Source organism: Methyloglobulus sp., from assembly GCF_040079455.1.
In the GTDB taxonomy this organism is placed as follows: Bacteria; Pseudomonadota; Gammaproteobacteria; order Methylococcales; family Methylomonadaceae; genus Methyloglobulus.
This window is the reverse complement of record NZ_JBEBKJ010000013.1, coordinates 1-11,749: the sequence shown is the minus strand read 5'-3', so window position 1 is coordinate 11,749 and position 11,749 is coordinate 1. Positions and strand designations below refer to the sequence as shown.

Here is an 11,749-nt window from a genome sequence, read left to right as displayed (position 1 = left end):
TTCCACTTGAAGATATGTGATTGTTCACATCTTATGGGTAGTAATCTCAATACCCGACTGCTGATATTGCTTGTACCGTTGCCGACCCCAGGCTTTGGTTTCTTCGCTGTTATCCAGTATTTCCAAAATGCGTTCGGCGTGATGAAAATCTTTTGGTGGCTGTGCGGATAAATTAATTAGCGTCTTCTGCCAGTTTTCTGGTGGGTTATCGTGACCGATCAATACCACATTCTGCACAGCAGGCAGTTCGCCCGTGTAAACTTGATGAGGAATAAAGCTACCTGCCCTAAATGTCCAGAGCAGGTCGTCGATGAGTTGGCTTTGTTCTAATGAATCGGTGAGTACGTAAGCAAAAGAGCCGTTGGCTCCCCAGTTTTCATACAGGCGTTGTTCAATGTCGTGCGGTGCGAGGTTTTTTCCATTTGGTCTTATGGTGTTATGGCTTTGTTTTAATCAATGGCGGATTCTACTCCGATGCACAGGCCAACTTTCTTATACTACTAAATTACGCCCAACGCGGATTATCTGCGTTTTGCAAACTTAGATATTGGACAAGAGTTGGAAAACCACGAGTTTAACGCTCTCTCAAATGCCAAACGCGCAATTGATTGCCAAGTTGATAATCTTATTTTTACTTTTGGTATAAAGCGAAAGCGAACATTTCCTGAAAAACTAGTTGTTGTTGAAGAATTGGAATTACTTGCACCGCGCATGTTAGAGTAAGCAGTGAAATAAGAAAGCTTCCCCTGTCCGTTAATCTGCCGCCTTTCAATATCGATTTCGTAATTAGCAAAGACTACAAAACTGAAAGGTTGCGCCGTTTTTTGCCCTACTTGATCGACATGCTATTTCTCAACTTGTAGTCGCCCCAAAGAGACTTTTACCGACATACCCTGCACAGCTATATTGTGCAATCGGTAATCGGAAAAATCAAAGGAGAAGATTCTTAAATCAGGACATCCTTTCTAGTGCGGATCGCCCTATTTCATGCCAGAATAAGCGACTTTTTCCGTACTGGTTTGATAGCTGATTAATGAAGATCGCAATTTTGTCCCGCAATACCAAATTATATTCGACCGTACGCTTGGTTGAAGCCGCTGAAGCACGTGGGCATGAGGTCAGGGTGTTGGATGTATTGAGGTGTTATATGAATATTACCTCCCATAACCCTTCTATCCATTATCGGGGTGAGCCACTTACGGGATTTGATGCGGTCATACCCAGAATTGGCGCTTCCGTCACTTTCTATGGCACCGCTGTGTTGCGGCAGTTTGAGATGATGAATGTATTACCGCTAAATGAGTCTGTGGCAATTTCCCGCGCTCGTGACAAATTGCGCTCCATGCAGCTACTTGCCAGAAAAGGCATAGGCTTACCCGTAACAGGATTTGCCAATAATCCTGACGATATTGCCGACCTTATTGCTCAGGTAGGTGGTGCGCCGCTAGTCATTAAATTATTGCAAGGCACTCAAGGCATAGGCGTGGTAATGGCCGAGACGCATAATGCCGCAGAAAGTGTTATCCAAGCTTTTATGGGCTTGAAGGCCAATATTATGGTTCAAGAATTTATCAAGGAAGCAGGCGGCAGTGATATCCGTTGTTTTGTGGTCGGGGATAAGGTGGTTGCAGCGATGAAACGACAGGGTTGTGAAGGTGAATTTCGGTCAAACTTGCATCGTGGCGGTTCTGCTAGCCTAGTGCGGCTAACACCTGAAGAGCGTTCTACTGCCGTGCGAGCGGCAAAAATCATGGGCTTGAATGTCTGTGGCGTTGATATGCTGCGTTCCAATCATGGCGCCGTGATTATGGAAGTGAATTCCTCGCCAGGTTTACGCGGAATTGAAGAGGTTAGTGGCAAAGACATCGCTAGCCTGATTATTCAGTTTATTGAAAAACGCTTTGAGTCATTAGAAACAGTGGATACAAAATCAGTCACCCGGACACGCACACGCGGAAAAGGTTAATTGCCTTGGTCTATTATTCAACATTCATTAATTTTCCTGATTAGCAAGATGCTAACTGATCCCCTCTCCCACGGGGAGAGGGCTAGGGTGAGGGGTTCAATAAGGCTTTTTGCTTTTTAGATCCCTTCATCCCAACCTTCTCCCGAAGGGAGAAGGGGCTGCCCAACATTTGGCTGAAGCATCTTGCTAATCAGGTTAATTTTTGGAATTATAGATTCGGTCTACTGAAGTTTTAACTTTACTGGTGATAAAAAGGCTGCAGCCCTTGAATTACGTGGTTTCGCTAAAGGACTCAGAGCAGATAGTTCAAACATTACAAGGCCGGATCAATAAAAGCTCACGGCTCAAAAACCAAATTCAGAATCGTCAAAATCGTCAAATTGGTCTCTTAAGCGTTTTTTTTCCCAGTATATTTCAATTTTTCTACGAGTATCCCTTTTGATGGTTTCCTTTTCGATACCATCAACAAGCGTCACAAATTCACCTTCTTCGAAAGCATCATCAGCATCATGTTCGATGTCTGTATTACTTTTTGAATCTGTTTTTGCAACCGATTTAGATGTCTCTTTCGTCACTTTTGATAACCTCGCATAAAAAATTCTCTCGTTTATTCGCGACACAAGCGATTACCACAAGGGGACTGTCATCATCAGATACAACAGTAACTGGTTTTACGGCACACAAAAACCGTATTTTTCTTTCCGGTTTTCAAGTTGTTGGTAATGGGTAAGTTTAGTCTCTCTTTCATAAACACCAAGACCAAAATAGAAAAATATCGTTCCCTATAATTATTTAGATAGCTGGGGCTACACATGATATTTTCAAGGTGTTTGTGAGTTACGCTCAAGATTAACAGCGTTTATTGGTTCAACATTTCGCAGTATCAACTACGTTTACCCTAAGCTTGCCGAAAAGCAGGAAGGATTGGATGCGATCTAATCGAGCGGGATCAATAATGGGGCAGTGGACAGCTATTATCTTGGCTAATTAACTTTAAGGTATTCTCAGGCAGTTTTTCACCTAACGTGCCAGCACGGTGAAGACGGGCTTCCTCATGTAACGTCGTCATGAATTTAATTAACCGTGCTTCGCGTATTATTTTTTCTTCAAAATCTTCCGCCTCCCACATTGTATTCAGTAAGTACTTTGCGTGATGGTGGATGGTCTGCGCAATTGCATCAGGTAGGTGATCGTAGCTAGTTTGTATAGTCAGCTTAAGTTGCTGCAACGATTTCAGATATTGTTGATAGTCTTTGACATCTTCCTTGCAGCGCGTTTTCAACATGGTAAGCTCTGACTGTTGCCGCGTTTTCATCAAGGTAATTTCATGTGCAAGTTGCACACTTTTTTTAGCTAATTCTGCTGCTAATTTTTTGTCAGCAAGAATACGTGCATGAGAGAGTTTTATCTGCTGATCTTGATTTGCAGATCGCCAGTCGAGATTTTTAACCTTAATCGAATGGATAAAGTTAGCAATATTGTGAACCTGGTTGCTTAAAATTTTCATAATGTCACAGATTTTCGATCATTCTTTGTTAGATTATGTATCCACTTTTATTGGTTGATATAAAGTAAAGTGTGTTTTAAGAAGTACCCATTGAAACGAGCCGAAGGATAGTATAAAACAATAAGCTTAGTTTGATGCGTTATCGGACAGAAAAATGATCACAAAAAGATGCAATCGTAGATTTGAAATCTGGTCAGCAATAACCCAAGAAAAGCACATAACAAAGCTATACGCTAAGCAGCTAATAGCAAAAAATCTATCCATAAAGTCATTACTTTACAAGTATTTATTAAGTTCAATGAGCTAAACCAACCTGACACTTCTCTAGTTTGAGATTTTGGACTTATAACTCTCAGCAGCTCCCAATGGCGGAGCAAAGGAATTGGGAAATTTGAATTTGACCCCGCCCAAACCAAATCATACCAATTCCAAAAAGTTGTTATATAAACTCCCTCATCCTAGCCTTCTCCCTTTGGAGAAGGTAACAATGAGAACTTATTGGGATTGGTATCACTTGCAATAGCCGCCAAACCAGCCAATGCTGACGTGGTACAATTTTTTACTACAATTTATAACTGAGACGGATTACCTCGACCAATCTAAGTAAACTATGCACGCTATCATCATTCATGGAATGGGACGCACACCCTTATCCATGTGCTTTTTAGCTACCCGCCTTAGGGCAGCAGGTATAAAAATCAGCCTGTTTGCGTATACCGCAACATTCGAAGACTGGGGAGTTTGTACCAAAAAGTTATGTGCATTTATTGATAAGCGTGTGGGTGAAGAGGATTTTATCGTAATCGCACACTCCTTAGGTACAGTGCTAACCAGAGCTGTTTTACCCACAACTTGCCGAAAACCAGCGGCATGCTTCTTTTTGGCACCCCCGACACAAGCCTGTATTGCCGCATGTCGTCTCGCCCCACGCTGGTGGTATCGCTTATTGGCAGGTGAAATGGGACAGCTTCTTGCTAATCAGGAATTCATGTCAACTTTGCCCATTCCTGAGGTACCGACGAAAATCTATGCAGGTAATGCTGGATTAACTGGGCGATATTCTCCCTTTAAAGAAGAGCCCAATGATGGCGTGTTGATGGTTAAAGAAACGTTTTTGCCTGACATCCCATTTCAAGTAGTTCCATCGTTGCACACCTTCATTATGAATAACCGAATGATAGCCAAGGATATTATTGAAATAACTAAAAAGCTTAAAACTTAAGTGAATCCCCCTCGTCCTCTGGGAGAAGCTAGATTGAGACAGGTAACTGATTGATTAAAAATACCTTCACCCCAGATTTCTAGACAACCGCCCTGTGTTATCCTGCTATCTACGTCCATGTAGGCATCCCAAAGGAAGAAAGAATTTTTCGAATTTTTTGAGATTCCCTTAAGGAAACCTCTACAGGATATAACTGCATGATGTTAAATCCCTCATCCCAACCTTCTCCCAGAGGGAGAAGGGGTTCTTTAAATTATTAAAGATTCCCTTTAAGTCAAGATCGACTGTTTTGTAAATTGATAGCCTTTCGTTAAACAATGATCTAACCACTTTTGCAGAAAAAAATTGAGCCGCCATTTGTAGTTCATAATTTCACGGCACAAGCCAAAATCTTTATACACATGCGTTACACTAGGCCTGGCATGGTCACTTAATACTTCCGCCAATTGGGCATCCAGATAAATTCGAATCCGTACCGCAGGCTCCAAAAGCTCATCCGGTTTAAAGCTAAAGCAATGGCTTAATTCTATAGTCAATGTATAAGCCGTCTGCTCGATAATTTGCAGATGCAGGGTCGTGTTATTCGCCGCCAATCCGATGGCATTACCCTCGACTGCACACAGCTCAGGAATTAGCCGAAAAATCTTCTCGTAGTTGGACGCACAGACTTGCTCCAGACACTCGGACTTATTGATCGGGTTTAAAAAACTCATGGCAATTCGGCTTAGCCTTCCTGATAACACGCGTAAGCACTGGCAGTTTCCCACAGCACGACTTGGGATACATTAAAGCCAGTTGCTTTTAAGTGCTGATAGATCATCTTGCTTAAGACTTCCGCCGTAGGATGCTCATCCAACGCCCAAAAGCGTTCGTTGTTTGCGGTTAGCGCAGGGATAATCGGGTCATCCTTATGCAGCAGGAAATTGTGGTCCAGATGCTGGTCAATATACGCTTCAACACACTCCCTAATGTCGGCAAAATCGCACACCATGCCTTGCTCATTCAGGGTTTCCTGTGTTATCGAAATAGCCGCTTTGACACTATGTCCGTGCAAGTGTCGGCACTTGCCTGGATGATTCATCAGGCGATGACCGTAACAAAAATAGACTTCTTTGGTGATGGTAAACATAGCCTTGCTAACAATAATTAAACTTCAACATTTCAATTCTCATCCGGTATTTGCCCTCGTAACTCCTCAGATAGCAACATTTGCCCACCTGTTATTACGACTTCCTCACCTGCATTTATATCATCTTTTACAAAATAGCCATCGGGAGTAAGCAAAAATGCTTTGATTAGCCGTCGAGTGTAAGTGTCTTTAGCGGCTTTAATGTAAACATAAACCTGATCCATATACCAGATTACTGCTGCCTCAGGGATAACAACCCCATACTGCCCAAGCGTTGGTTCGGGTATCCAAGCTGTTACTTTCATGCCAATGTTAAGTCCACCAGCATTGGTCTGAAAAAAATAACTTTCACCTTGTAAGCTGCTATCAGCGTGGGTAGAGCGCGAAATTAAACTGGCCAAATGCGCCTTATTACGCTGCCCAGAAGGCTCTACGAATAGCGTATCAACTTTGCTTGTTAACTGCTTATTGGCTGGCAAAGTAATTTGCAATAGCTGCTGCTGGCCTGATAAAAATGCTTTCAACTTACCTGTTTTATCAGATAACGCCCAGTCGGCAAGCTCCTTTCCCCACATCAGTCTGGTTTTACTGGCGATAGCCATAAGCCTTATCTGAGCCGCGTCAACTAATGCCTGATCCCCAGAACCCTGCGCTTCTTGCTCTTGCAAAGAACGCTTGGCTGTTATGCCATTGCGAAATAATTCCTGCTGCCGCTTAAGGCTTTGCCCAGTCTGTTTGAACCGTGCCTTAGCGCCGTTGAGTTCAGCTTGAGCGACCAGATAGCGTTCTCTTAGCACCAGCAAAGGCTGGATGCTGATGACTTTACCGATTGCCTCAAATTCCGCCTGATGCTGGATGGCTGCAACTACCATCGTCTTTAGTCCTGATATGGCTTGGATATGACTATCTATAGCAACAGAAGATTGACCTTCTATCCGCTGTGGTTTCGGCATTTTCACAGTATCGTCATCTGCAATTGCTATTGTGACGGAACTAATAGCCAGCAAAATCAAAACGGCTATTAGCGGTATTTTAGTATTGCAGGAAAAAACCATGTCACAGATGGGTCGTTAATAAGAGATGCTTAAAGTATAATGCTTAGCAACAATGTCGATGAATAAAAATAGCAGTTCCCAGAAATAATCAAAAATAGTGACACTTAAACTGTTGAGAACGTAAATGACGAATTTGCCAACTGATTTAAAATACGCGCCATCCCATGAGTGGGTACGCTTGGAAAGAGACAATATTGTCCGCGTGGGTATCACGGACTTTGCCCAGCAAGAATTGGGTGACCTGGTGTTTATTGAACTGCCCGAAGTCGGACGAAAGTTGGCAGCACAAGAACAATGTGCAGTCGTTGAATCCGTTAAAACTGCATCGGATTTATTCAGCCCAGTCTCAGGAGAGGTCATAGCAATCAATGAATCCGTCGCTGATGAACCTGAACTGGTCAATACCGATGCCTTTGGCACTTGGCTTTTTTGCATCAAGCCTGACGATTTATCGGGCTTGGATGAATTAATGAATGCCGAAGAATATCAGCACCTGATTGACGAATAAGCCGTCAAACTATCCCTCTAAAACCATCTTAAAGCGTGTAATCAACCATGGCCAACCAAAATGTAACAGGCATCAAGCGCATACTTAACGCCTGCGTTTTCTCTTATTACGGTTTCAAAGCAACCTGGCAACATGAGGCGGCTTTCCGCCAGGAAGTCATGCTGTTTGTAGTGACTACCCCAATAGGTTTATGGCTGGGCGAAACCATCATTGAAAAGCTACTACTGGTTGGTACTATGATTTTGGTACTGGTAGTCGAATTGCTTAACTCAGCAGTTGAAGCTGTGGTTGATCGCGTTGGTCTTGAACATCATGAATTGTCGGGTCGCGCCAAAGACATCGGTTCTGCCGCAGTTATGTTATCGTTGGTTTGGGCGGGAATAACCTGGACATCTATTTTACTTTTACGGGGAATACAATGAGTGCATTAATCTGTGGTTCTATGGCATACGACACCATTATGGTGTTCCATGATAAATTCGAAAACCACATCCTGCCTGAAAAAGTCCACATCCTGAATGTCTCGTTTCTGGTGCCAGTCATGCGCCGTGAATACGGCGGGTGTGCGGGCAATATCGCTTATAACCTCAAGTTGCTGGGTGAAAATCCGCTGATTATGGCAACCGTAGGTCACGATTTTGAGCCTTACGCACAGTGGCTGGGGCAAAACAGCCTGTCCAGCGAATTTATCAAAGTGCTGGACAATAGCTATACCGGACAAGCCTATATCACGACCGACGAAGCCGGCAACCAGATTACCGCCTTCCATCCGGGCGCGATGAGTTCATCGCATTTGAACTCCGTCCCTAGTAATGGAGACATCAGGATAGGCATCGTTTCACCCGACGGCAAAGAAGGGATGCAATTACATGCCGCGCAATTTAAAGAATCAGACATCCCTTTTATTTTCGATCCCGGCCAAGGTATGCCGATGTTTAATGGCGAAGAATTACTGCAATTCATCGAACAAGCCACTTGGCTAACCTTAAACGATTACGAATCAGAGCTTATGCAAGAACGCACGGGTTTATCGCTTGAAGACATCGCCAAAAAAGTAGAAGCATTAATTATCACCTTGGGTGGTCAAGGCTCCAAAATCTATAGCAAGGGACAGTGTATTAACATTCCTGCCGCTAAACCTAAAGCCATACTGGATCCCACTGGCTGTGGCGATGCGTATCGTGCAGGGCTTTTATACGGCCTGTTGAATGACTTAGATTGGGCTACCACCGGGCGGATTGCTTCGTTAATGGGGGCGATAAAAATCGAACATAATGGCACCCAAAATCATTCTTTTGATATGGAAAGCTTTCAGCAACGGTATCTCGACAGCTTCGGGGCTTCTTTCTGAGCATAGCAATAAATGCTTAAAAATACCCAGCAACTGTTAGATATCATGGCGCGATTGCGTCAACCGGAAGATGGTTGCGCTTGGGATATCAAGCAGGATTTCAATAGTCTTATTCCATACGTCATCGAAGAAGCTTATGAAGTCGTTGATGCCATTGAGCGCAATGATATGGATGACTTATGTTCTGAGCTAGGCGATTTGTTATTGCAAGTCGTCTTCCATGCCCAAATTGCGGCTGAACGCGGACACTTCACCTTTGAACAAGTGTCAGACGCGATTTGTGACAAGCTGGTACGACGGCATCCGCATGTGTTTGCTGATGCTGTCTACAGCAGCGATGCTGAACGTCATCAAGCCTGGGAACAAGCCAAGGCCGACGAACGCCAAGAAAAAAACAAAAACCCACAGCAAATTAGCGTTCTAGATGGTGTGGCTGCCAGCCTACCTGCCCTGCTCGAATGCGAGAAAATTCAGGATCGCGCCGCTAATTTTGGTTTCGACTGGACAACAGTAGAACCTGTTTTCGATAAAGTGCAAGAAGAACTCGATGAGGTTAAGGAAGCTTGGTTGTCGGGCGATCAAGCACACATAGAAGAAGAAATTGGAGATCTACTCTTGGTAACGGTTAATTTAGCACGTCACTTAAAGATTAATCCTGAACTGGCTCTTAAACACAGCACCAAAAAATTCTCCAGACGTTTTCAGTATATAGAACAAAAAGTGGCAGCAACAGGTCGTGACTTGATAGATTGCCAACTCGCTGAACTCGATGCGTATTGGGATGAAGCAAAGTTAGCGCAAAAAAAATAGCCACAAACACCTCACAATAGATTACGGCGACCAAAACAGAGATACTGTTATCTCCTACCGAGCTTCTTTTCATCCCCTCATTTGCCCAAATTGTAAGTTTTGTTTTCTTATCCCAGAAAATACTTTTATCATGTAACTCACCACAAATTTCATCTTTTAACATTGAGGTAACACAGCATGCGCCAGGATAATGAACGGGAAAGTGAAAACATAGAAGACCGCCGCAGTACAGGCATGGGGCGCAGGGGATTTGTGGGCGGTGGCTTGGGAGTTGCCGCTATGGCTGTCGTCGCCTTGCTTTTAGGTGTCGACCCCAGAATAGTCCTGAATACGGTAGGACAACTAACCAGTGGTTCTCAGCAATCTACGCCTGTGGCATCCAGCCCACAGGATGAGAGGATGAAAAAATTCATGTCCGTGGTATTAGCAGATACGGAAGATACATGGGGGCAAATATTCCAGCAATCCGGTAGCCACTACGAACAACCTAAACTGGTACTTTTCAGCGGCCAAGTGCAATCCGCTTGTGGTTTCGCACAAGCTGCTATGGGGCCATTCTACTGTCCTGGCGACCATAAGCTCTATCTCGATATGAGCTTCTTTAATGATCTTGCCACTCGCCATAATGCGCCGGGCGATTTTGCCCAGGCTTATGTTCTCGCCCACGAAGTCGGACATCACGTCCAAAATCTCTTAGGCATTGCCGATCAGGTTAATGCCGCTCGGCAACGTGGTGGTGAGGCTCAGAACAACCAATTACAAATGCGTATGGAGCTGCAAGCCGACTGTTTTGCTGGAGTGTGGGCTAATCGTGCCAATCAATTCCGCAAGATCCTTGAACCCGGTGACCTCGAAGAAGCCTTGGCAGCCGCCAGTGGTGTCGGTGATGACCGCTTGCAAAAACAGTCACAAGGTTATGTGGTACCGGAATCTTTCACCCACGGCTCATCAGAACAACGGATGCGCTGGTTTACGATTGGCGCAAAAAACGGCGACCTCACACAATGTGATACTTTTAAAGCAACTAACTTATAAGCGTTACCCACCCGGTCCGTAGCGTTTCCGCGGGTTCAGGAAGCACAACACAAACAAATCGTATGCGCGACGGGGTTGCAACGCGGAGTAACGCCGCTGTGCAATCATGATCAACCTTTAACCGTACTCGTGCGTTGTACTGGCATACTTCAGCCGGGCGAGGCATGTTGCCCCGCCCATAGGCTTCACGTTGATTAAGCGCAGCCACGTCATTTAAGTTTTGTGAAAACGTTAGGAACGGGGTTTCAAACCCCGTCCCGCGTGGGGGCTTTATGCCGGATTGGGATATGACGCAATACTACGGCAAAGACGAGATAGTCAAGGGTAGCGGGTCTTCACAATGGGGACGTCTTTGGTTTAATTCGGCAATCAATGCCGAAGCTAAAATATTAGGGTGTTTTATGAAAACAATATTAAAAACTTATGTTTCGGTCTTTTTCTTACTGTGTGTATCAATCACATCGGTACAAGCAGATACCGTATACTCCGCAAAAAGACTAGCAAGAATTGGAAGTGACGATAGTTCGGCCTTAGGTGTTGGTGATCACACTTATGTCTGCCATTATTATCCCTTACAAAAAACGATTTGTATGTCACGCACAGGCGGCAATTCCGGTGGCTTAGCATTAGCTGCTACTGTTCAAAAGGCCAATGGGCATGATACTTGTGTATACGCTAATAGCGTAAAATTGAGAAAATGCCATGTTAATAATGACACGGCTTTTTTCTTCTCACTTTATCGTAACGGAGCGTGCCATCAAGAATCTAATCACATGTTGAGAGTTAGTAAAAAGAATATACTGGGCAGGCCTATTTTAGCTGGTCCAACGGTGAATTCAATTGTACGTGGCGGATCTATAACAAAGCTTCTATTTGGTAATTATGGGCGGCGAGGCTTAGACTCAAGTTGTCTTAGTGTATGCCCTTAACAAATGTAAATCGACGCAACCAAGATTATCTTTAATCAACATAAACTTGGTTGCGGTTTGTCTCAACGAAATAATAGATTCCGATGATCCTTAAAAAAATATTTCTGACAAGTCTTACATTAAGTACTTTGTTTATTCTATAGATACGGCCTTATAAAGTTTGAACTTATAGCGTTATTTTGTGTCTTATCCGTATGGAAAAAGAAGACGCGAGGTATCAAACATTGGAGCAACTGC

14 protein-coding genes are annotated in these 11,749 nt (G+C 43.9%); 8 read left to right on the top strand and 6 right to left on the bottom strand.

Annotation, left to right across the window (positions count from 1 at the left end):
- Window positions 1-24 precede the first annotated feature (24 nt).
- Window positions 25-384 (bottom strand): DNA polymerase III subunit chi, encoded by a 360-nt coding sequence (locus ABL924_RS04875; protein ID WP_349025984.1) that lies wholly within the window; start codon window positions 382-384, stop codon window positions 25-27.
- A 649-nt stretch (window positions 385-1,033) separates the two neighbouring features.
- Here ABL924_RS04875 and rimK point away from each other — a divergent pair.
- Complete coding sequence (gene rimK / locus ABL924_RS04870; protein ID WP_349025945.1) at window positions 1,034-1,966, top strand: 30S ribosomal protein S6--L-glutamate ligase; 933 nt, start codon at window positions 1,034-1,036, stop codon at window positions 1,964-1,966.
- A 344-nt stretch (window positions 1,967-2,310) separates the two neighbouring features.
- Here rimK and ABL924_RS04865 read toward each other — a convergent pair whose 3' ends face one another.
- A complete protein-coding gene (locus ABL924_RS04865) occupies window positions 2,311-2,541 on the bottom strand; it encodes a hypothetical protein (RefSeq protein ID WP_349025944.1) in 231 nt (76 codons plus the stop codon).
- Between the two features lie 374 nt (window positions 2,542-2,915).
- Window positions 2,916-3,473 carry a hypothetical protein gene (locus tag ABL924_RS04860; RefSeq protein WP_349025943.1) on the bottom strand — a complete coding sequence of 186 codons (558 nt, stop codon included), beginning with the start codon at window positions 3,471-3,473 and terminating at the stop codon, window positions 2,916-2,918.
- Between the two features lie 610 nt (window positions 3,474-4,083).
- Between ABL924_RS04860 and ABL924_RS04855 the strand changes: the two genes are divergently transcribed.
- Window positions 4,084-4,695, top strand: a complete 612-nt coding sequence (locus tag ABL924_RS04855; protein ID WP_349025942.1) for a hypothetical protein — start codon at window positions 4,084-4,086, stop codon at window positions 4,693-4,695.
- Window positions 4,696-4,964: 269 nt separating this feature from the next.
- Here ABL924_RS04855 and ABL924_RS04850 read toward each other — a convergent pair whose 3' ends face one another.
- From ABL924_RS04850 to ABL924_RS04840, 3 genes are read right to left on the bottom strand one after another with little or no spacing between them, the layout of a single operon-like run.
- The gene (locus ABL924_RS04850) at window positions 4,965-5,408 is read right to left on the bottom strand and encodes a DUF1249 domain-containing protein (RefSeq protein WP_349025941.1); all 444 of its coding nucleotides are present in this window, start codon (window positions 5,406-5,408) and stop codon (window positions 4,965-4,967) included.
- An 11-nt stretch (window positions 5,409-5,419) separates the two neighbouring features.
- Window positions 5,420-5,824 (bottom strand): 6-carboxytetrahydropterin synthase, encoded by a 405-nt coding sequence (locus ABL924_RS04845; protein ID WP_349025940.1) that lies wholly within the window; start codon window positions 5,822-5,824, stop codon window positions 5,420-5,422.
- 32 nt (window positions 5,825-5,856) lie between these two features.
- Entirely contained in the window at window positions 5,857-6,777 is a 921-nt protein-coding gene (locus ABL924_RS04840) for a hypothetical protein (protein ID WP_349025939.1), read from the bottom strand.
- A gap of 226 nt (window positions 6,778-7,003) precedes the next feature.
- On the opposite strand from ABL924_RS04840, the gene gcvH reads away from it, so the two are divergent.
- The 6 genes from gcvH to ABL924_RS04810 all read left to right on the top strand — a co-directional run bounded on the left by gcvH (window position 7,004) and on the right by ABL924_RS04810 (window position 11,512).
- On the top strand, window positions 7,004-7,387 hold the full coding sequence (gene gcvH / locus ABL924_RS04835; RefSeq protein WP_349025938.1) for a glycine cleavage system protein GcvH: 384 nt from the start codon (window positions 7,004-7,006) through the stop codon (window positions 7,385-7,387).
- Window positions 7,388-7,434: 47 nt separating this feature from the next.
- Complete coding sequence (locus ABL924_RS04830; protein WP_349025937.1) at window positions 7,435-7,809, top strand: diacylglycerol kinase; 375 nt, start codon at window positions 7,435-7,437, stop codon at window positions 7,807-7,809.
- Complete coding sequence (locus tag ABL924_RS04825) at window positions 7,806-8,738, top strand: carbohydrate kinase family protein (protein WP_349025936.1); 933 nt, start codon at window positions 7,806-7,808, stop codon at window positions 8,736-8,738. The genes ABL924_RS04830 and ABL924_RS04825 overlap by 4 nt, the downstream gene beginning before the upstream one ends.
- Before the next feature lie 12 nt (window positions 8,739-8,750).
- Complete coding sequence (mazG, locus tag ABL924_RS04820) at window positions 8,751-9,548, top strand: nucleoside triphosphate pyrophosphohydrolase (RefSeq protein WP_349025935.1); 798 nt, start codon at window positions 8,751-8,753, stop codon at window positions 9,546-9,548.
- A gap of 177 nt (window positions 9,549-9,725) precedes the next feature.
- A complete protein-coding gene (locus tag ABL924_RS04815) occupies window positions 9,726-10,583 on the top strand; it encodes a neutral zinc metallopeptidase (protein WP_349025934.1) in 858 nt (285 codons plus the stop codon).
- Window positions 10,584-10,855: 272 nt separating this feature from the next.
- The gene (locus tag ABL924_RS04810) at window positions 10,856-11,512 is read left to right on the top strand and encodes a hypothetical protein (protein ID WP_349025933.1); all 657 of its coding nucleotides are present in this window, start codon (window positions 10,856-10,858) and stop codon (window positions 11,510-11,512) included.
- Window positions 11,513-11,749 lie beyond the last annotated feature (237 nt).